Raw genomic sequence first — 22,278 nt, 5'->3', positions numbered from 1 at the left:
TATGGTTTTGAATGGCAATTAAATGACTCTTTCTTTCAGTGATATCTTGCAGTGAGCCGATGATCTTTATTGGTCTCTGTTCAGCATCGAACATCAAATGACTTCGATCCAAGACATATTTATAAGAACCATCCGCGCATCGAAATCTATATTCAATGGTTAGATTCTGAATATTCTTTTCAATAAGATCTTGTGCAGAGTTTCTTACCTCCTTATAATCTTCAGGATGAATTTTATCATTCCACCATTCCGAAGTAAAGCTTCCATTTTCAGAAGTCCAACCGAAAACCGATTCCAAGGTGTCACTGGCTGTCATAATTCCAGAAGCAATATGATAATCGGTAATTATATCACTAGTAGCTTTTGCCACTATATCATAACGCTTAAGACTTTCGATAAGCTGGCGTTCCTGAATTATAAATTCTGTAATGTCTCTAGAATTAAGCACAATACCACCTACCGTATCATCATCGGAAAGATTTGTGGCGATAGTTGCAATCCAGTGAATAGTATCACTTTGATCCTTCACCCTGTAACTAGGTAGTTGAAATCTCTGTCCTTCTTTGAGTTCTTTTAGGATCTCAGCAATTATAGGCCAATCATCATTACAGACCCTATCTGCAAAATGAGTATGAGATAATTGATCTATAGAAAAACCATAGAGCTGCTCTGTACCCGGGCTATTATAAATAAACTTTAGATCGTGATCTAGAATCGCAATATGATCTGAACCTTCCTGAACCAGTGCTTTAAATCGCTTCTCACTATTTCTAAGTAAGGCTTCATGATTTTTAATCGCCGTAACATTGGTTCCGTAGATATAAACAATATTTTCGTTTTCGAAGAACCTTGAAAAACGCCAGGATATCCAGATATAATCTCCATTTTTTTGCCTGCAACGAATTTCAAAATCCTCCGCTCCTATAGAAATTTGTTTGATAGCTTTAAAAGTTTTATCCAGATCATCAGGATGTATAAAAGTTGAGAATGGTTGTGATAAAATTTCAGTCGTGCTATAGTTGAAAGTCTTCACAAAAGCCGGATTCGTCATTTTGATATATCCATCCAGCCCGATCACCGCTATAAGATTAGGGGAATACTGAAAGAAATCTGATAATTGATTCTGACTCAGTTTTCTTTCCATAGCTGAGGCTATCTGAATGCTAACATCTGAATATATAGCTTGTTCTATTTTTTTTCGGTGAACTTTAGAACCAAAACAAAAAATACTGATCAAGCGTCCTTGTAATAGTATAGGTATTCCAACGGCAGTTTGTATTGATTCAGTTTCATTCAGCATCATATTTTTGAGCAGACCTGTATTATCTGCTTTATGAATAATTTCGATATTCATAGAGGACCATACTTTTCCTGGAAGACCATCGTCCTTTTTATAACGAACGCTCTCAGAATCTCCTTCCCTGAGATCCAGATTTTTGGGCCAGTAAGCTGTTCGAATCAATTCTATATTGTTTGCACTTAGCTTATAAGCTTCTGCATAGTCAAAGCCTAATTCATGACTAAATATCTCAAGGGTCTTGATCGTTGCATCCTGAAATGTTCTTTTATCCCCAAAAGCCTTCAAGGTTTTCAGAATTAGATCCTTTCTTTTATTCTGAAGAAAGGCATAGGTGTTGTTTCTTGCGATCCCTACTAAACCAATGACATTATCTTCAGCATCTTTCAATGGAACTTTTGTTAATAGCACCATTTCCTGACTTCCATCACCCTTTTCAACAATATCCTGGCGATTGTAAACTGCTTTACCGGAATTCATCACTAAATCATTATCGGCAATAACTTGTTTAGCTTTGGTTTCCTCAAAATAGTCAAGCGGAGTAATATTCGAATTGGTTTTCAAATCATCCAGACCTAATATATTATTCGCAAACTTTTTATTGGTAAGGATAGATCGATTATTTCGATCCTTTACAAAAAAAGATAATCTGGAATATTATCGATGATAGCACGCAGCATTTGCTTATCTGCGCGTCGTTTACGGTCAATTTCAAGCTTTTCTGTAATATCTTTAGCAATTCCATATACTCCGATAATTTCCTGCTGGTATACGATTGAAAAGTTTTTAATCTCCAAATATTTGAAGGTGCCTTTTGCAGTTATAAAACTACAGTGGTAATCTATCGATTCACCCTTCAAAGCCCTTCCAAAATACTTTAAAACCTGGGCCTTCTTTTTTTCGGGGATGAAGGGTAAAAAATGCATTTGCAATAATTCTTCTTCAGTGGTCTCGGCAATTCTAGCAGATTGTGCGTTTACGTTAATAAATTTCCCTTCCTGATCGAATAGAAAAACAGCATCTGGATTGTGATAAAACAGATTTGAATAGAATTGAGTTTTGTAATTTAATTCCTTCAGTAACAGGTTCTCTTCATTAACTGATGTTATTTGAGTTTTTTCGATGGATAAGGATATGCTTTCGATCTTATGATTTTCAGAAATAATTGGAGCAATATAGAAACTGAAAACTGGTGCATCCAGGTTCTTCTGGTACGTATGCGTTTGAAAGCGACCTTTTTTGCAAAAGGTCATTTTTTCATTGATCTGTGCGGCAAGTTCGGAAGGAAAAAGAGCGAATAACGTGCTTCGCAGACTAATTTCCGAAGAAAAGTTTTCCTCAAAAAATTGTGCTGCAGAATTATCAAACGCAATGATACCCTTAGCATAACTTAAGGTAATCACTGTTTCTGTAATAGAATTTATAGAAACGTAATTCAAGATACTATAGTAGGGTTGGGTTTAGGAAAATACAAAAAAAATTAAGCTTGACCTAGAATAACGATCTGGAGAATTTGAGACCCGTACCAAAATTAGATTGATCTACGTTTTTAATGTCTGAAGTGATAAATGCAGACAGGTTGTAATCGCCCTTCATTAACTCAACTTCCAGGTAAGAAGAGATTACTTCTTTTGTAACAGGAAAGAACGAATCTTTGACACCATAATTCTTTCTATAAGAAAGCAAGGCCCTATAGGGTAATTTGAAGGCCTCTCCAGTGATACCAATATGATGAGCCGTTATTATATTGACTCCAATTCTATAACGCTCATCTGTAGTTAAGATAAATGGATTACCAATGATGAGATTTTGATACGTCCATCCAGATCTGTATAGGTTATTATTAAAATAATTATCTGCACCATCTTCTAATGAACTCTTCCTACTCCTGCTTTGATTTTTTGTAAAGTGGAATTCATACATAAAAGCCTTTATCCAATCCTTACCCCAGAAAGTATCTCTATTGTCTTCCACGTAGATTCCATAACGCCCATCAGGAAAATTACCCAGTTTTAAACCAGATCCGTCTTCAAAAATATGGTTGTAAAAGAATTCCACGTCCAGATCATTAATCCTTGACTTGATCTTAAGTTCATAACTTCCAATCTGATTGCCGAGGGCGTTTACTTCCTGGCCGCCCACGTCATCTATTCCAGCTCTACCTGTAATAACGCGTCCATAGTCTTCCAGGGTCTGTGGTAGTCTTCCAAATTCCTCAGATGTTCCTGCCCATTGCACGAATTGTTGCAACCCGAGACTCACTTCGAAATCTTTCTGACTTCTATACACTAAATGTCCACTTTTATGATGTAATCTAGGGCTATCTATATATCTATCATCATCTAGAAGATATTCGCCAAAAGAAAATTTAAATCCCAGTCCGTAATCTTTAAAGTTGAAGAAGATTGGTTCAACCGTTTCAATAGATACGCCAGGAAAAGGTGATGCATTCAGCGACCATAGTATGCTTTCATTGCTAACACTTAAACCCTGGTAAAGATCGGTTCGCTGTCTTTTACCAATATCCACCCTTATCTTAGGAGAAACGTAACTAAAATAAGCTTCGTCAATTTTAAGGCCATCATCATAGCCATCCTTATATAGAAATCCACCTCCAAATTGAAAGGACCTGGTATTATCTATTTGAAAAATAGCCGTACCAGATAATAGTCCGCTATAAAAAGTTTTCTCATCCACCCTACTTCGGCGATTGGTGTGCATCCAAAATGGAGATTCTGATCCACTATAAAGTCCTGCAGTACCTTTAACATCGAGATTAAAATAATCCTGACCAGATGAACTTAGACCAAGGATTAAAAATATGTATAGAATAAAAGGATGCCTCATAGATCTACTTGGGTTGCAAATATTACTAATTAGAATTTAAAATCTGTAATTTTGAACGGTAAAATAGATTATATGTTATCGATATTTAGTAGAAGTAAATATTTGGTTGACCTTATAGAAGGGATGCCAGATTTTCACAATCATACCTTGCCTGGTATAGATGATGGTTCTGATAGCATTGATACATCACGGGAATTATTTAAGGGGTTTTCGGGGTTAGGGATCAATCATATTGTGGCTACTCCGCATATAATAGGTGAACTTTATCCTAATACACCCAAAATTATCGAAGAAGCTTATAAGATGCTACTGCATGAAAATGCTGGTCCCAAAAAGTTAAGCTATGCTGCTGAATATATGATGGATCAGCATTTTCTCGAAATTTTAGAAAATGATGATCTGCTTGCAGTAACAGATAATAAAGTACTTGTTGAGATGTCTTATTTTCAAGCTCCAATCAATTTAACCCAGATTCTTTTTAAACTTCAGAACAATTCTAAGGTTCCAATCTTAGCGCACCCTGAAAGATATACTTATATGCATTCGAAAGATCTGAGCAAATTTTATGATCTAAGAACCAGAGGTTGTCTTATGCAAGTCAATATGTTATCCCTGTCCAATCATTATGGAAAGAGCATACAGAAAATGGCTTATCAATTAATTGAGACAGGTTTAATAGACTATCTCTGTAGTGATGTACACAAAATTAGTCATCTGGAAAAAATCAAGGAGATTAAAATCCCGACTAAATATGTGCAGAATATAACTACTATAACTGCTAATAATCGCGAGTTGCTACAACAACATTTTAATTAGAATTAGAAATGCGTTTTTTAATACGCTGCCATCTAGATACGTTATCTTCACCATAACCATATCCATAACCATAAGAGTATCCATACTGGGCACCATAGCTAAACTTTGAATAATCGATATCATTAAGTATAACTGCGAGCCCTTTCAGCTTACCTTGTTTTCTTAATTCTTTTGGAAAATCCAATAGAGCTTTTTCAGTATAATCTGCTCTGGTAACATAAAGTGTATAGTCTGCTAATTGACTTATCAAAAGAGTATCAGTAACAATCATGGTAGGAGCTGTATCGACAATGATGTAGTCATAATTAGCTCTCGATTTTTCTATCAAGCTTTCCATACGATCGTTCATTAGTAATTCTGCAGGATTTGGAGGTATTGGGCCAGATAAAACTACATCAACTTCTATATTATGATCATTCGTTTTAGAAATGATATCCGCTACCTGTACATCATAATCATATAAATAATCAGATAAACCTTTCTCTTTAGCACCTACAGTATCACTAGTATACCTATGCAATTTCGGGTTTCTTATATCAGCTCCAATTAATAAAACTTTTTTGTTAGAACTTGCCAAGGTCCTGGAAACATTGTAAGAAACAAAGGTTTTACCCTCCCCCTTGATTGTAGAAGTTACAAAAATGACGTCTCCTCTGGTTTTATCTTTATTTTGTACAAGATAGGCTAAATTGGTTCTTAGTATTCTAAATGATTCTGCCAATGGAGATCTATCATTAACTTGAATTACATCAGTTTCTTCAGGTTTAATTCTAGGTAATTCTGCTAAAAATGGTACATCTTTTAGTAAAGGCGATAAATCACCCTTATGATGAACTTTAGTATCTAAGAAATTCTTGGCGAATATAATTAAAATCGGGATAATTAAACCTATCAACAATCCTCCTACAAGAATAATCCAGGGTTCAGGATCTACAGGAGAATTATAAGTAAAAGGTGTATCTATCACACGGGCAACTGCCGCAGTTGCCGCTGATGAAATTGCAGCTTCTTCACGTCTTTGCAGTAAGAAAAGATACAATTGTTCTTTTATTTGCTGTTGACGCTCTATATTGCGCATTCCCTTTTCTAAGCCAGGAAAAGCACTAAACTGACCTTGGGCAACATTTTCTCTTTTACTCAGTTCCCTCAATTGAATGTTCAGGGAACTTCTAGTACTTTGAATATTTTCGAAGAGATTATTTCGCAAACCGCTCAGCTGCTCGCTTAATGTTTTGACAACAGGGTTCTTCTCGGTACCACCCTCTAGATAAACGTTGCGCTCTACGACTAATGAATTGTAAGAATTCACAAGTCCTGAGATTCCACCCTCACTAATCCCTACATCTGGTAACAATTCGTATTCGCCCTGACTTCTAAGAAGTTCTTCAACCGACTGTAAGAGTTCAAGCTGTGTTTCGAGGTTAAATATTTCCTGTTCAGCAGCAGAAAACTTCGATTGAAATTCAGAAGCACCGCTTCCAATATCCATGATTCGATTATCCCTCTTAAAATCAGCAATATTGACCTCTACAGAATCTAACTCTGTAGTAATCATTTCTAACCTATCCTGGATAAATTTGGTTGTATTTTCTGCAACTTCCTGATTATTCATAACCCCCTCTTCATTGAAACGCTCCATTAGCTTACTAAGGAAATCCTGAGATTTTTCCGGAGTATTCTGAACAATGCTTAAAGATAAAATATCCTTGGCCTGCCCCTTTTGAGTAATCTGTAACCTGGATATATATTCAGCCGCAACGTCCCTCACAGGTTCCAGCACAATATTTACTGAACTCGTCTTTCCGAAACTTCCTTGCTCCTTACCTGACTTAGGTAAAATGACGAACTGGAGACCCTCCAGCTCGATTACTTCGCCAATTTTATGATCAGCATTGTACTCCAGGCTTTCATCTTCAAGTCTGAAAGATGTTTCAGAAGTTGGTGTAACCACAAAATCTCTCGAATTCGTATTCACTATACTATCATTCGTGATAAATTCGATCAAGACAGGACTGGACTGATAAGCTTCCACTGTTATTACATTACCTTCAATGAAATAGCTTATATTAAGGTTGAGCTCGTCAACTACGCTTTCAACAAGCTTTTTAGATTTTAATTTTTCAATATGATTCTGTATACCATCATCTTCTAAAGAGAAAATAGCTCCGCCACCTGAAGGGGTAGCATTCATAGCATTCTGTTTTTCGTCATCGACAATGATCATTGTCGCTTCAGTTCTATATTGAGGTATAGTATATCTATTATACAAGTAAGCTAATACTCCTCCAATTATAAAACCAAGTAGAATCCATTTCCAATAAACAAGATATTTAAATAGTTCTGCCTTTAGATCGAAGTTTGATTCTTCCTTTTCTTCAGTGAAATCGTTCAATTCCTCCATTTATCGTGCGAAAATTAAAATTAAACCTAAAACTGAACTAATAAGACCTAGAATAGCTCCTGGACTACCGAAGAAACCGGCCGATTTCATTCTGGCATAAGTAGGTTCTACATAGACAATATCATTCTGTTTTAAATAAAAATAAGGGCTATTGAAAAGATCTGTTTCAGTCATATTGATAATTCCTACAGACTTAACTCCATCGACTTCTCTGATAACCCTAATATTTTCTCGTTTACCAGTGTACCTAACATCTCCACTCATTGCCAGTAACTCAGGCAAGGTAATTCTACCATCAGTAATTTGCACTCTTCCAGGAGAACCAACTTCTCCCAAAACCGTGATACTAAAATTTACTATTCTAACATCAACTACAGGATCCCTTACATAATCAGCTATCTGATTCTCAAGTGTTTCCTGAACTTCAGTTCTGGTCAAGCCCTTTACATCTATAGTACCTAGTACAGGAAAATTAATCGTCCCCTCCGGGCTAACTAAATAACCAGTTAAGGATAGATTCTGACCTCCACCTCCTCCGGATGATTGTCCTCCTCCCTGTTGGTTCATCTGGAAGGGAGCTACAATCTCAGGGTTAATTGAAGATGAGGATACATTGATACGCAGCACATCGTTTTTCTCAATTTTCGGTTCGTAATCTAACAAATTTACCTGCCCTTCCAACTCTTGAATATCATTGAAATAAACCACCTGATCTTTAGTAGCACAGCTGTAGAAGCAGCTAGCAATAAGTGCTGCAATTAACAATTTCTTCATCAATTAATTTATGATTTTTTGGTTTCCTTTAAGTTGTCGAGTTTTTCATAAGAAGAATTATTACTCTTAAATTCCGGTATCAACTCTTTAAGTTTAGCTACTACCTTATCATTTTTCAACTTGGTAGCAGATTTTATTATCTTGAGAATATTCTCATTTATTCCTTCATAATTTCTCACAACCTCCTGGCCAATCATTATCTTTTTGTGATGCGTGGGAAGCGTTTTGCATTCATCGTTCAACAATTCTTCGTATAATTTCTCACCTGGTCTTAATCCTGTAATTCGAATTTTGATATGTTTATTAGGTTGATAACCTGCTAGCTTGATCATTTTGATGGCAAGGTCCATAATTTTTACCGGTTCTCCCATATCAAAAACAAATATTTCACCCCCCTTACCCATTGCGCCAGCCTCAAGCACTAATTGACAGGCTTCCGGGATCGTCATAAAATACCTGATGATATCTGGATGAGTAATAGTTACTGGTCCACCTTTTTCTATCTGTTTCTTAAATAGCGGTACAACCGAACCATTAGAGCCTAAAACGTTTCCAAAACGAGTAGTTATAAATTTCGTAGATCCTATACCTGTTTGAATCTGGTTATGAAATAATGATTGAACATACATTTCAGCCGCTCTCTTAGAGGCACCCATAACATTGCTTGGATTAACCGCTTTATCTGTTGAAACCATAACGAAGTGTCTCACATTATACTTTACTGCAAGATCTGCCAGGTTCTTAGTACCATGAATATTAACGAAAACCGCCTCATGCGGGTTACTTTCCATTAATGGAACATGCTTATAAGCTGCTGCATGATAAACCACATCAATGCTCTGATTCTGGAACATAAGCTCCAGTCTCTTCTGGTTCCCTACATCACAGACAATTACTTTGAAATTCAATTCTGGAAACTTGGATTCTACTTCTAATTGTAAATTATGTAAAGGTGTTTCAGCCTGATCTAATATTATCAAACGTTTTGGGTCATATTTAGCAACCTGTCTCACGATCTCGCTACCAATGGAACCTGCTGCTCCAGTAACCAAAATCGTTCGATCCGTTAATTGCTCGATTTTATTCTGAGTTTCAAGATTAATAGGTTCTCTATCCAAAAGATCTTCAATCTGTAAAGTTTTCACCTTATTAGCAATCGGTTCGCCACCCCAGGTGGATACTAAGGGAGCATTATAAATTGCAATATCGTGTTCCAAACATTCCTCCACCAATTTGAATTTTTCTTCCGAAGAAAGAGTGTGTTCAGAAAATATGATTGCTTCAGCTCCAAGAGAATTTAGTTCTTCATGAATTTTTTTGGTATGCTTTAAAACCGGTTTATCCAGTACACGGAGTCTTTTGTGTGAATCCTGTGTTAAAAACCCCACAATTCGGAATCGACGGGGGTGTTCAATTTCAAGCGCACCTGCTATAGAGATCGCATTTTCATCAACCCCTAAGATAACAGCATTAATGAGAGACTCATTTTTCTGAAGAATTTTAAAATATTCATAGAATTGCTTGACACTAAGTCTGAAAAGGAATAATAGCGAAAATGATATCCATAAATTGATCAGTAGTCCACCAATTAAAAAGATTTTCTGACCTATTAAAAAGTAAGATGCATAATTAATCACAACCAAACCGATGAAAGCACTACAAGTAGAAAGTAGCAATTTCAAAGCATCCACATTTGAAGAATATCGTATAATTCCAGCATAAGTTTTAAAAACAAAAAAGAAACCGACGTTCATGGTGATTACCAGAAGTGCTTTCTCATAAAAATTTAATAATGTATACTGGAAAGGAGATAGATCTAAAAGTATAAATATGGTTAGAATCGTTGAGATAGTAACCAGACCTATATCGATCATCAAAATTGCCCACCTGGGAAGATATCTGAGATTTCGGATATCCAAGGAATTATCAGGACCTGATATTATGTTAGAAAGGGCTTTTCTTATGCTCCCCATAGTCTATTGGTCTTTTTTCAAATGACTTTTAATTGCATTACTGATTCTGGACCTATCATTATCCGACAGATTGCTACCACTTGGCAAACAGAGTCCATTGTCGAACATGGTTTCAGCAACTCCCGTGCCGTAAAACGGACTATCCTCAAAAACAGGTTGCATATGCATAGGCTTCCAAAGCGGTCGACATTCAATATTTAAAGCAGCTAGTGATTCTCTTAAGTCTTCTCTAGAGAACCCAGTAATCTCATTATCAATAGTTAAAACGCTTAACCAATGATTACTGAAATAATCTGTAGATGGTTCAGAAAACAACCTGACACCTTCAACATCCCGGAATAAATTTACATAAAATTCAAACATTTCACGTCTTGCACTTACTCTTTCATCCAAAACCTCCATTTGTCCACGACCAATTCCTGCGGAAATATTACTCAATCTATAATTGTAACCAATTTCGCTATGCTGGTAATGCGGAGCGTCATCCCTCGCCTGAGTTGCGAGAAAAACGGCTTTTTGCTTCATTTTCTCAGTCTTAGTAACCAAGGCGCCACCACCAGACGTTGTGATGATCTTATTACCGTTAAATGACAAAATAGCCAATTCGCCGAAGGTGCCACAATTCTCACCACGGTATGTACTCCCAAGAGCTTCTGCCGCATCTTCAATAACTGGAATGTTATATTTATCTGCAATGGTATTAATTCGATCCACCTGGTATGGCATTCCATATAAGTGAACAGCAATAATTGCTTTCGGCTTTTTGGCTTTTTTTATTCTATCCTCTATAGCAATCTCTAACTGATCAGGACAGATATTCAAAGTTTTGGATTCACTATCAATAAATATTGGAGTGGCACCCAGATACTTTATTGGGTTGGCTGAAGCCGCGAAGGTCATGCTTTGACATATCACTTCATCTCCATTCGAAACACCAAGCATAATTAAGGCCAGGTGCAATGCAGCCGTACCAGAACTTAATGCAGCAACTTCAACATTTCCACCAAGATATTTTTTAATATCACTTTCGAATCCAGTAACATTAGGACCCAATGGTGCTATCCAGTTCTCATCGAATGCATCGTGAATATATTTTAACTCATTACCACCCATATGCGGAGAGGATAACCAGATCTTATCATTTGCCATATTAATTCTTATTGTATTTAATTATTCGGCCTGGACTCCCAACAACCACGGCATAATCTGGAACATCCTTCAAAATAACCGCGCCAGCACCGATTGTAACCCATTTTCCGATTCTTACCCCTGGAATAATTGAAGCTCCAGCTCCAATATGAGAACCTTCTCCAATATTCACCGCTCCAGTCACAATTGCACCTGGAGAAATATGTGCAAATTTAGCGATGCTTACATCATGTTCAATGATAGCATTCGAATTAATAATGCTGTTTTCGCCTATTTTTGCCGAGTGATTTATAATAGCTCCAGCCATAACAACAGCCCCTTTAGACACAGTCGCGGCTTTTGAAACAGTTGCAGTTTTGTGAATCAATGCGTGATGCAGCTTTATATTATATTTTGAACAAATATTTTTCCGAATCTTATTATCTCCAATAGCAACAATTGTATTGTGCGTCTGAAGGATGTTTCTATCAACTGCATGATCGATTTGAAAACCAGCTAAATCAAATATTTCAGAATTATCATCTAATATATAATCTACGGTATCACCAGTTCCTGAATTGATAATATCAAGAATTACTTTTGCATGTCCGCTTGCCCCAAATAAAATCATTAATTGTTACCGTTAAAAGGTTCTGTGGTAGCCATGTTATCCGCATTTATTCCTTCAGAAATTACAACTTTTTTGATAGTTTTGAATAATATCTGAAGATCCAGAAAAAATGATTGCTTCTCTACGTACCACACATCATATTCGAATTTTTTGAGCCAGCTTATTGCATTCCTCCCGTTTACCTGCGCCCAACCTGTAATTCCCGGTTTAACTTCATGCCGTTTCAGTTGTTCAGTATTATATAGCTCTAGATACTGAGGAAGTAATGGTCTTGGACCAACAATACTCATGTCACCTTTCAGAACATTGAACAATTGTGGTATTTCATCAATTGAAGTCTTTCGAACAAAACTACCAATTTTGGTTAATCGTTCAGAATCCGGTAACAAGTTGCCCGTTGGATCCTTTTCATCAGTCATGGTTTTATACTTCACTATTCTGAAAATATCCCCATTTCTACCAGGTCTTGCCTGATAAAAAAATGGCTTGCCGTTGTTTGCCCGATATAATAATATAGTGACGACAATTAAAACCGGACTTAAAAGTACCAGCGCTATAACGGCAGCTAAAAAATCAAAGATTGGTTTAATTAAATTTCTGTACATTCAGTCAATTAAAAATTACTTCAGCCGGGGCGCGAATTTAATCATGTTTGAGAGAGCTTTCTAACTCTTTGTATTCTTTTAACAGAATTTGCCAAAAGTACTCTCTCTCATATTTTTTTTGAATTACTTGCCGAGCATTTAATGTTAGCTGACTTCTTAAATCTATATCCTCGACTAATTTTTTCATAGCAACCTTCAGCGCTTCTTCCGACTTTACCGGTATGATAATTCCGTTCTCACCATTCTGGATGATTTCATTACAACCATTAATATCGGAAACGATTGCTGGTAATGACATGGCTCCCGCCTGTAAAACTACATTTGGAAAACCTTCTCGATACGATGGAAAAGTTAGAATATTTGCAATTGCAAAATATGGTCGAACATCCAGCTCGTAACCAGTAGTTATGATTTTCGGATTTTTTTCAATTTCCTGAATTATTTCTTCGGAAATTGGGTCCAGCTCCTGCTCATAGGGGCCAATTAGCAGCAAACTACATTTCGGTGAACTAACTCTAAGTTCATTGAAAGCACGCACAAGTTCCTCAATACCCTTCTCTTTCACCAATCTGCCTACAAAGACAAAAACAATATCTTCCTGTGGAATACCAAATTTTGACCTTAAATCTGATTTGAAGTCTTCTGTAAATCGTTGAGGATCAAAATACGTCGTATCTATCCCATTTGAACTTCCATTCCCTAACACCTTCAATTTAGATTCATTTGCATAATTTAAATCCAGAATGATCTTCTTTAGTTCAAAAGAATTTGGAAATACTTTATGAGCTAGCTTATAAGTAAGCTTCTCTACAAAGTCTAAAATTCTTCTTTTGAAACCCTTTACTTCTAGCAATGGTAAACCTGCAACTGTATGTAGCCTTATTGGAACACCTGCGAGCCAACCAGCTAACATACTAATTATACCCGCTTTAGGAGTATGACTATGAATAATTAGGGGTTTTTCTTTACGTAAAAAACTGGTGAGTTTAAACACAGCTTTAAGGTCGGCAATGGGAGTTATAGCTCGAGTTAATTCTACAGCGTAGGTTTCTACATTATTATCAACTCCATATTTTTCGAGTCTCTTTTCATCTGCAGCAACGGCTATAACCTGGTAATGCTGACTCATGAACGTAAGTTGTCCTTCAAGAAGTTTTTCCAGAGACAATGGTATAGTGGTGACACGAACAAGTTTATTCAAACTATTATTTTTAAACTAATCTACTGCAAATTTAATCTTAAATCCGTCAGCTCATCCATTGTGAATGATTCCATTCCATACTTATCTTGGCATTTGGAGAAATGTTCTAGAATTTCTTTGAGATCTTTCAAATTAGATTCCGGATTAGCACCGAAATTATGAGGGTGCCACCATAAATGATATATCTTATTATTCTTAGCTGCAAACTCGATTTCATTTTTGATTCTATTCAACTTTAAAGTATCCTTGAGATTGTTCTCGAAAGGCCGAAGTAATCTGGACGCCTTTTGCTGAACAACCTGGTTAACTTCAATACTGCCGAGATCGTAGGACTTATCATTTAGTCCGATATACGCATCGCCTGTACGGAAGATTTTATCAGCCAAGGTATCTCTTTGTGTATTTTTCCAATACCAATTTTCTGGATTAATCCTGATTGTTCTAATACCATTGTTCACACAAATATCCTGATAAGATTCGTTAAATTGGTTTCTTGGAAAAACAAGACTTTTTAATTCCAAACCTTTTTTAGAGGCAAGTTTCTTAACCAACTGCAGATCTGATGCGAAACTATCCCTATTCTGGCCATCCTCAAGGCAATAATAATGGGAATATGTATGTGTAGCCATTTCCTGATGATCTGACTTTGCGATAAGGTCAATTAATTCACTAGCCCAACATAGGTTTTCATTTATACTAGACCTATGTTCATTCCCGTAATTGTAAGCTGATAATTTCTGATTTGTATACTTAGGAAAATGCTGGGGTAAGTTTTCCATCCATTCCTCCCAGCTTTCGTTGAAGAGCATACCTACTGTCGCCCATGTACTATGAATTTCATGATTATTAAATAGCTTTAATAGTTCAGGAATGAGTTTTCGAGTATTTTCAAAATATTCTAATTTATCATGATGATCAACTTTATCGAAAACACCCCAGATGAGTTCAAAATCTAAGGAAATGACTAAACAACCTTTCATAAAATTTATTTTGAGAAGAGTATCAAGATTTTAAGGCAGTAATTATACGTATTACAAAATAAAGAGGAGATAATTAAGAAGTGAAATTCACGTAGATCATGTTACCTGTAAATTATTTGCAGCTTTTTGAAGTTTCCTCTTCTTAATAATCTTATCATATTTTTTCTGCGCCAGGTAATAGTAAATAACGAAAAATAGAAAATACATTACCATAGATTTCTGACGCATTATGATACCTAAATTTGACATCACAAATGTCAAGGCTAAAGAGGACAAAAAGAACACCGTTATACTCATTTTAACTACAATATTTGATTTTTTCAAGAACTTGATAAAATCTTTTTTCAGGATTTTAATAAATAACAGTAGATAGATAAGATTTTCTACAGATACTATTAAACCTAATAATCCAGGTGCATCAAAAAACAACGGCCGAAACCAAAATGTAAACAACTTTAGGGGTAAAGGATATGAACTCATATCGACCCCAGATCCAGATTTTGCAAGTTCTCCACCCCTGTCATCAGAAAACTCTTCAAAATCAGATAGTAAGTCATCTGACCCTTCTAAGCCTGCAACAGCAAGAATTTGATCTTGAACCAAAATTAATCCACCAATCATTCCAACATAAACCAATAACTTTCTGCTAAATGATATTTTCTCTCTTCCGGTCATGTATCCCAAAACGGTTCCTACTCCTATAAACAAAAACACATGAGGCCTAATAAAGTATATTATTAATGATGCCAACAACAAAGTAAACTTTCTTTCCTTTGGATTCTTAATAGCATACGCAAACATCATAAGTGCCATAAAAATGGGAGCTCCCTTACCTAAAGAAGCTGTCCAAAAATGCATATTTGGAAGAAATAGGATAAGAATCAAAAAATCGAACCTGCCAAATACTTTAATTTTAACAGGAATATTTTCCCTAAAAAAAAGATACGCAAATAGGAAACCAATAAAACCGAACCAAGCAAACAAAACCATCATCATCTCATAATTAAAGTTGAGATAATTGATGAACGGGTAAGAGATAAAATCCATGAAAGTAGTTCCTGTTCCGAAAAAATCTCCCCAACTTTTCAAGGGTGTTTGGGGACGTTTATAGTAATTTTTTGAATCTGATGGGTTGAAATAAGCATAAGTATAATAAACTATTAAAAAGAAGAGGTGATAAGAGTAAAGTGAATTCATGAGTTTTTTATCAAAAAAACTATGCTTTTTTTGAAAACTATTGAATATGGCCTGGGTTACCAGAAGTAATACCAAAAGTAAAATTACAGCTCCTATCATCTAAAAAAGTTCCAGATCCCCCAAACTATAAGTCCAGTTATTTAAATTTAATAAACCTTTCTTCTGATTTTCTATTAGATTAATTTCTCTAACAGTAAGTACCGGTCCAAATTTTCCAGAAAAACTATTATAAAATTTCAAATTTTCAGATGGTGCAAAGGTAACGATTTGTACGCCAAATTCTTTAGCTAGATCATTGATAGTTATGTTAATAGATTTAAAGCTTACAGCAGACACTGTTATTGCTTCAACTATTCGTAATTCTCTAAATTTTGAATGGGGCTTTACATATCCGGCAATGTAAATATTCTCTGTAGCTTTAATAATATAGTCCTGCAGTGCATTATTTTCATAGCGCCATTTAAGATATTCAGGGGTTTTAGGAGTAAAAAATTTACCAGAACTTTTCAATTGAGCGTTCATCTCTTCAGTCAGATTCTGAAATGAAATTTCTGTACATTCTATATCCTTTGTAAACTGATCGGTTACCTTAGAATATCGCCAATAAATAGGGTTTATCGGCTTTATCCTTACTTTAATTTTCGCTACCTCTTCCCATCCCATCTTTAGATAACCGGGTTTACTTTGCTCATTAGGAGTATTAAAAACAAAATGATCTCCATTTTGTTTAGCTATCTCTAAAGCTTTTAAAGTAAGTTTTTTAAAAACTCCTTTTCCCTGATGCTTTGGATGTGTAGCCGTGTCTACAGCGCGAAATGCAGATAAAACCTCACCTGTCCTTTGCCACTTCCATCGCATAAACGCACGTACCCCTATTATTTTTGAACCTTCAATTGCTAAAAGCACAAGGGATCTACCAAAAGGATTATCGATATGTTTGTAACGCCAAACCTCTTCGGATTTTTTGGACGAAGTTTCTCCTAAACTTGCCTTTAGAACCTGCAAAATCTCGGGTATGTCCGCGTCAGTAGCCTCTCTAATTTCCATCACTTAAACTATATTACTGTTGGCAAGTTCTTTATAAATACTTTCTAGCTCATTAACCATTTTTTCAAGACTAAAACTTTCAATAACTCTCGTTCTGGCAGATTTTTTCAAATTCATCAATTTCTCTGGAGAATCTATTAAAGTCTGACAAAGTTCGCCAAGTTCTTCCCATTTATCCACAGGGCAGATAAGACCATCCTGTTGATCTCGAATCACTTCTTTAATACCGCCGGCATCTGTAGAAACAACAGCGCACTCCATACTCATTGCTTCTAGCAGAGCAATTGGAAGGCCCTCAAATGAAGAGCTCATCATAAAGATATCCATTGCTGAAAAGTAGGGTTTGACATTCGTTTGTAAGCCGGGAAATAAAACTTTCTTAGTCAAATCTAAACGTTTCAATTCAGATTTAATTTCGTCTTCTAAAGGTCCCGCCCCAACTATTATTCCGTATAAATTTTCATTCTTCTTATCTAGGGCTTTAAATACTCTAAGCCACTCTACAAGTCTTTTTTGAAATCTAAAGACAGCAACATTCCCCAGTACTACTGCATCCTGCGGAATACCTAATTCTTTTCTGGTAGCTTCTTTGAACCTACTGTCCTTTTGAAAAGAATTTGTATTTACACCGTTTAGAAGGGTGCGTACAGGTATTTTTAAATCAATATTGTTTTTTATTGATTTAGTGACATCTTCTGAAACTCCAAGAGCCAGACTTTGTGAGTTGAAAGTAAACTGGTTAATTCTTTTAGTTACAATATGATATCGTTCCTGCATATTGTGTTCACTATAGACAGTAGGAATTCCAGTTTTAAAATATACAAGCCTTCCTAAAAATCCAGCCCAGGGTAAGTGACAATGTATAACATCTATGTGATTTGTTTTACAATACTCAATTACTTCAGAATATCGCTGCAACAAGCGAATATTATTATTTGCTGAAAAACAAGTGACTTTTCCTCCTGCATTCTGAATGCTTTCAACCATTTGATCTTTCCAGGGAAGAAAATATGCTGTATGAAATTCAAATTTTTCTTCATCGTGGATCTTAAGCGTTTCAGGTAGTAACATTTCTGCGCCTCCACGCCCAAGAGACTTAATTATATGAAGAACCTTTATTATGCCCATCTAATTTTTTAAATTACCCCGCAAAATTATCCTATTTGGATAAGACTACAAGGATTATAAGATAAAGTTTAAAAAACCCAAAGAAGAATTTGTCTAAATTGCCAATTATAGCTGCAAATTTGAGGTGAATACTAAATCAATTTTTTGATTTCGATTTTTTACTAATTTGCTCAATCATTAAATCACGATCGGAATACTCACATCATATCCAATACAGTTTTCAACTTCATGAGAAAATACTATTACCAAATATTGAGCTTTTTTAGTGGAATAATCAGGTTCTATTTTCGAAAAAATCTACGTGTTTTGGCTTACCACGATGTTCCCAATAAAGCTGTTTTTTCCAGTCATATAAAATACCTTAAATCACACTACAATATTATTAGCATTCAGACTTTACGGGAGTCATTGCTCAATGACGATGTAAAACTACCAAATTATTCATTGTTAATAACCTTTGATGATGGCTACAGAAATGTATTGGAAAACGGATTGCCAGTTTTAATTAAAAATAAAGTTAGTAGCTGTATTTTTATAATAACTCGTTATATAGACACAACTACTAATTTTTGGTGGAAAGATGTTGAAGTCAACGGTAAAGTAAAAGGTGAGTCTTCGAAAGAAATTCGACAAACAATAAATAAATTAAAAAAAATTACAAATAAGGAAAGAATCGCAATCTTAAATAAAATCCCCTCAACAGAACAAAAGCAATTAACTTCTAAAGAACTGCGATACATGATAAGAAATAAAATGTATGTAGGCAATCATACTCATAATCATCCAATGCTTAATAATTGTTCTGATGATGAGATTCAAAACGAATTGGAGACTTCCAAATATTTATTTAATCAGTGGAAGATTGAAGGGTTTGATATATTTGCCTACCCTAACGGGGATAGAACTGAAAAAACAGATGAAATACTATTAATAAACCATATAAAACTGGCGTTCCTATTTGATCATAGCATCAATTCAACTAGTATTACTTCAATGGGTATTTCCCGAATTAGAACCAATGCAGATATGCCTTTATCTGAATTAAAAGTCAAAGCTTCAGGACTGCATTCATTAATTTCCAACCTCACATTAATTCGAAATGGTAGCATATAGACTGATTGATTATAGTACCGATCGTGATTACGTATTAAAACTATTAAATCAAAACCTAACACCCAGAAATACGGATGAGTTTTTTAATTGGAAATACCTCAATTATCCAGGGGGTAGTTCTGTAGGTGCTGTCGCAGTTCTGGATAAAAAAATTGTAGCAGTGGTTTTTTATCTGCCATTCAATTTTTACAATAACGGACAAATGATTCAGGCTGCCAGACCTGTTGGAGGATGTACAGATCCTGAGTACAGAGGTAAAGGCATCTTTAAAAAGCTAATGAAATTCTGCCTTGAATCCTATCAGAAGGATTACAAATTTCTCTTCGCCAATCCGAATAGATTTAGTCATCCAGAATTTTTAAAAATGGGATGGAAAGAATTAGCTAAGTATGAATACCATATTGGAGTCATTTCCCCCCTTAATTTGAAAAGTAGAATAGATTTTGAATCCACTCCCGGCCACTCTATATCAAAAGATTTGAAGATTTCACATGAAGATTATGTTTCTGCAGGTACCACAGAATTTATTAACTGGAGATATCAGGATAAAAGATATATTGTTCAGAAATTTAAAACTGGAAGTACTGAAAATTATATTATTTATAGAGTGTCAAAATTAAAAAATGTCAGATCTATCATCTTGTGTGATTACTGTGGAGATGAGTTATATATAAATCAGGCCCTTAAAAAAGCGTGTAGGATAGAAGGTACCTGGTTCGTTTATTTTATGAAGAATGATACGACTTCAAAAATAAATTTCCTATTCACTAAACGGCATCGTAAAGTAATGGTTACTTATACTGAGAGAGAGCCGAATATTATTAAAAAAATTAGATTTTCTCTTGCTGATCTGGAAGGAACGGTTTAATCCTCATTCGAATTTATGAGTTTTAATTAGTAATTTCGCTTGTGGTCTTATCAGAAAAAATGAAAATTTTACTTCAAGATTTCAATGAAGGAATTAATTGCTTATTTGCTAATAACAACCTGAGAGTTCTATATAAAGTTTTTTGCAAGCATTTTTGATTATTGAGTATATTTTCAAAGAAAATTGGTATCAAAATACTCCGAAAACAGAAACTCCGATACAAAATCTTTTGCAGAGATTTCAATCAGTTTCCGAAGTTTTCTTAAATCGGAGTCAGGTAAATAATAGATAAGAAATATCGCCACCCCAACTAATCATTAGGGATGGCGATATTTTAATTTTTTGATAATTACGTTTTGAGATTAATGCAATTGTTCCATTAAATCTTCATACGTAAGTGTTTTTTTCTCTGTTTCCTGTTCCTTATAATAAAGAACATTTACGCGAATAGCTTTTAAACCAACCACTCCTTGTACATCTTCCAGCTCCACTAATTCTACTTCATCCCCTACGTAGTTTTTCTTTTGTAGGTATTCAATATATTTTAAGTATTCCCGCTCATCCGATTTTTGAGAATAGATAATCGCTATTTTTCCTTTTTGGGTAACGCGTTCTTCGGTATTTTTAATATAAGCTTTATCAATACGCTTTTTAATGATTTCGTATCGGGCGTTATATGTACCATCTACGTCAAACTTCTTTTCATCCATACGGTAACGGATGGAAAGTGTAGAACTAAATACTAAAATTAAAGAAGCGGCATCTAGCTTTAAAGGCAGGTTTTCTTGAACGTGATAGAATTTATTTTCCATCTCACAAACTACCTGCAATTGCCAAAGTCTAATATTGTGTAAGTAAACCCGACTAAAGGTTTTGTTTTTAGTCATCGATTCACCAATATAGATATTGTGATCTACCCCATCGGTCTTATACCTTTCAAAATAATGAGGGAATATTTTTTGTGCTTCTACCTGCTTTCTGTCGATATAGCGAGCTAAAGTTCTATTTATTCTTTGTACAGTATCGTCATAATTTTTACGCTGATCGTATATTACACCTGCATCTTTATCTACACAATTATTGTAGTGCTCGATCATCTGCACCAAAACATCCGATTTTGTCTTGAAATGCTCAATAAGTGGATTGATTTCTTTATGAATAAAATTGACTATTTTCTGTTCACTGGAAGCATTTAGGTTTTCCTTTAAGTCTTTGATGTATTTATTTATTCTGAATTTAGTCTGCTCGTAAATAGGAAGTGCTTCTTCTTCCATGGCTTTATCTACCATTTGAACAATCATATTCAAATGTTTCAATAAATCTTTTTGAATAGCTATGTTTCGTTCATCGGAAGAACCTACAATATCAATCTGACCGTAAAGTGGAAAAATGTCTTTAAAAGCAATATCCCGGAAGGAGGAAACACCGTCTTTATCTAAATCCCTAATATACCGTCTTGCTTCTTCTTCAAAAATCCATAAAACACTTGGATGAATTGAAGTACATTCACTTTGGATAACTGCTTTTATACGGTTTTCAAAATCTGTTCTGTGCCGCTCTAAGGCTGTCACAATATAAGGTACAATGTCGTCTAACTTAACAGCATTAATACTATTGAGCTCATTTTTGTTATAAGAAACCAACTCCAATACGGCTAAAAGATCGTTATCCTTTGCTACCGGAGCCAAGATGCAACTTTTTACATTTTGATCTATAAGGTTTTTGGCAAGAAAGCTATCGGGATTCTTTTTTTTATAAGTATCGACATTGGAAATAGCAAAATATTGATGCTTTTCAATAATGGTTTCATAGGCATGTTCACAAAAAGCCTTTTTACACTCTACTTCATCATTATCGTTTAAAATAAAGCTGCTTACTTGTGTTTCATCCATATGGGAAAAGTCTGCTTCTTTACTATCAAACATTGTAATCCCAACCCTAAGCTCCGGATTTTTATAGATAGAACGGAAAATCTCGGTAATCCCTTCTAAGTTATCCTCTTTAGGGATTTTATTGTTGAGGAGCTGAGTTTTTAAATCAGATATACCATCATCTACTGTCACATCAGTGAGATTGGTGATTATAAAGCCTCTAAACACCCAACTTAGCGGTGGAAATTTTTCCCGCCAAAGTTCTATATTATCTGTATCCTGAAGTAAGATATCTACATCTTCATCGGTAATATCAATAGCCTTATCGGTAGGTTCAAACTCTATAAAATCTGCATTAGAAGCAATTCTGTAAAGGCGCATAATTCCATTTTCATCAGGAA

General features: G+C 35.1%; 18 protein-coding genes. 3 read left to right on the top strand and 15 right to left on the bottom strand.

What is annotated here, in order from left to right:
* From QZ620_RS07780 to QZ620_RS07770, 3 genes are all read right to left on the bottom strand, one after another.
* On the bottom strand, positions 1 to 1,861 hold a 1,861-nt coding region (locus QZ620_RS07780; protein WP_295180479.1), incomplete at its 3' end, for a PAS domain-containing protein.
* Between the two features lie 68 nt (positions 1,862 to 1,929).
* On the bottom strand, positions 1,930 to 2,736 hold the full coding sequence (locus QZ620_RS07775) for a PAS domain S-box protein (protein ID WP_295180477.1): 807 nt from the start codon (positions 2,734 to 2,736) through the stop codon (positions 1,930 to 1,932).
* Positions 2,737 to 2,788: 52 nt separating this feature from the next.
* On the bottom strand, positions 2,789 to 4,144 hold the full coding sequence (locus QZ620_RS07770) for a capsule assembly Wzi family protein (RefSeq protein WP_295180475.1): 1,356 nt from the start codon (positions 4,142 to 4,144) through the stop codon (positions 2,789 to 2,791).
* A 72-nt stretch (positions 4,145 to 4,216) separates the two neighbouring features.
* Between QZ620_RS07770 and QZ620_RS07765 the strand changes: the two genes are divergently transcribed.
* Positions 4,217 to 4,960 carry a CpsB/CapC family capsule biosynthesis tyrosine phosphatase gene (locus tag QZ620_RS07765; RefSeq protein WP_295180474.1) on the top strand — a complete coding sequence of 248 codons (744 nt, stop codon included), beginning with the start codon at positions 4,217 to 4,219 and terminating at the stop codon, positions 4,958 to 4,960.
* On the opposite strand, the gene QZ620_RS07760 is transcribed toward QZ620_RS07765, so the two are convergent.
* The 11 genes from QZ620_RS07760 to QZ620_RS07710 all read right to left on the bottom strand — a co-directional run bounded on the left by QZ620_RS07760 (position 4,953) and on the right by QZ620_RS07710 (position 18,025).
* Positions 4,953 to 7,361, bottom strand: a complete 2,409-nt coding sequence (locus QZ620_RS07760; RefSeq protein WP_295180472.1) for an exopolysaccharide transport family protein — start codon at positions 7,359 to 7,361, stop codon at positions 4,953 to 4,955. The genes QZ620_RS07765 and QZ620_RS07760 overlap by 8 nt on opposite strands.
* The gene (locus tag QZ620_RS07755; RefSeq protein WP_295180471.1) at positions 7,362 to 8,135 is read right to left on the bottom strand and encodes a polysaccharide biosynthesis/export family protein; all 774 of its coding nucleotides are present in this window, start codon (positions 8,133 to 8,135) and stop codon (positions 7,362 to 7,364) included. It lies immediately after the preceding gene.
* A gap of 8 nt (positions 8,136 to 8,143) precedes the next feature.
* On the bottom strand, positions 8,144 to 10,009 hold the full coding sequence (locus QZ620_RS07750; protein ID WP_366935450.1) for a nucleoside-diphosphate sugar epimerase/dehydratase: 1,866 nt from the start codon (positions 10,007 to 10,009) through the stop codon (positions 8,144 to 8,146).
* A 102-nt stretch (positions 10,010 to 10,111) separates the two neighbouring features.
* Positions 10,112 to 11,257, bottom strand: a complete 1,146-nt coding sequence (locus QZ620_RS07745) for an aminotransferase class I/II-fold pyridoxal phosphate-dependent enzyme (protein ID WP_295180469.1) — start codon at positions 11,255 to 11,257, stop codon at positions 10,112 to 10,114.
* A gap of 1 nt (position 11,258) precedes the next feature.
* The gene (locus QZ620_RS07740; RefSeq protein ID WP_295180467.1) at positions 11,259 to 11,867 is read right to left on the bottom strand and encodes an acetyltransferase; all 609 of its coding nucleotides are present in this window, start codon (positions 11,865 to 11,867) and stop codon (positions 11,259 to 11,261) included.
* Positions 11,867 to 12,472: a sugar transferase gene (locus QZ620_RS07735; protein ID WP_295180465.1), complete on the bottom strand. Its 606-nt coding sequence runs from the start codon at positions 12,470 to 12,472 to the stop codon at positions 11,867 to 11,869. Before QZ620_RS07735 ends, QZ620_RS07740 begins: the two co-directional genes overlap by 1 nt.
* 37 nt (positions 12,473 to 12,509) lie before the next feature.
* Complete coding sequence (locus QZ620_RS07730; RefSeq protein WP_295180463.1) at positions 12,510 to 13,673, bottom strand: glycosyltransferase family 4 protein; 1,164 nt, start codon at positions 13,671 to 13,673, stop codon at positions 12,510 to 12,512.
* 20 nt (positions 13,674 to 13,693) lie between these two features.
* The gene (locus tag QZ620_RS07725; protein WP_295180461.1) at positions 13,694 to 14,653 is read right to left on the bottom strand and encodes a polysaccharide deacetylase; all 960 of its coding nucleotides are present in this window, start codon (positions 14,651 to 14,653) and stop codon (positions 13,694 to 13,696) included.
* 96 nt (positions 14,654 to 14,749) lie between these two features.
* Positions 14,750 to 15,949, bottom strand: coding sequence for a hypothetical protein (locus QZ620_RS07720; protein ID WP_295180459.1), 1,200 nt, complete (start codon positions 15,947 to 15,949; stop codon positions 14,750 to 14,752).
* On the bottom strand, positions 15,950 to 16,897 hold the full coding sequence (locus tag QZ620_RS07715; protein WP_295180457.1) for a GNAT family N-acetyltransferase: 948 nt from the start codon (positions 16,895 to 16,897) through the stop codon (positions 15,950 to 15,952).
* Between the two features lie 3 nt (positions 16,898 to 16,900).
* On the bottom strand, positions 16,901 to 18,025 hold the full coding sequence (locus QZ620_RS07710; RefSeq protein ID WP_295180455.1) for a glycosyltransferase: 1,125 nt from the start codon (positions 18,023 to 18,025) through the stop codon (positions 16,901 to 16,903).
* 306 nt (positions 18,026 to 18,331) lie between these two features.
* Here QZ620_RS07710 and QZ620_RS07705 point away from each other — a divergent pair, with 306 nt between their 5' ends.
* Positions 18,332 to 19,138: a polysaccharide deacetylase family protein gene (locus QZ620_RS07705; RefSeq protein ID WP_295180453.1), complete on the top strand. Its 807-nt coding sequence runs from the start codon at positions 18,332 to 18,334 to the stop codon at positions 19,136 to 19,138.
* Positions 19,125 to 20,006 (top strand): GNAT family N-acetyltransferase, encoded by an 882-nt coding sequence (locus tag QZ620_RS07700; protein WP_295180451.1) that lies wholly within the window; start codon positions 19,125 to 19,127, stop codon positions 20,004 to 20,006. The genes QZ620_RS07705 and QZ620_RS07700 overlap by 14 nt, the downstream gene beginning before the upstream one ends.
* Before the next feature lie 362 nt (positions 20,007 to 20,368).
* Here the strand turns inward: QZ620_RS07700 and QZ620_RS07695 are convergent.
* On the bottom strand, positions 20,369 to 22,278 hold a 1,910-nt coding region (locus QZ620_RS07695; protein ID WP_295180449.1), incomplete at its 5' end, for a GAF domain-containing protein.

It is taken from the genome of uncultured Christiangramia sp. (assembly GCF_913046405.1).
Taxonomy (GTDB): Bacteria; Bacteroidota; Bacteroidia; order Flavobacteriales; family Flavobacteriaceae; genus Christiangramia; species Christiangramia marina.
Note: the sequence above shows the minus strand (reverse complement) of the source record. Positions and strands in the feature narration are given on the sequence as shown.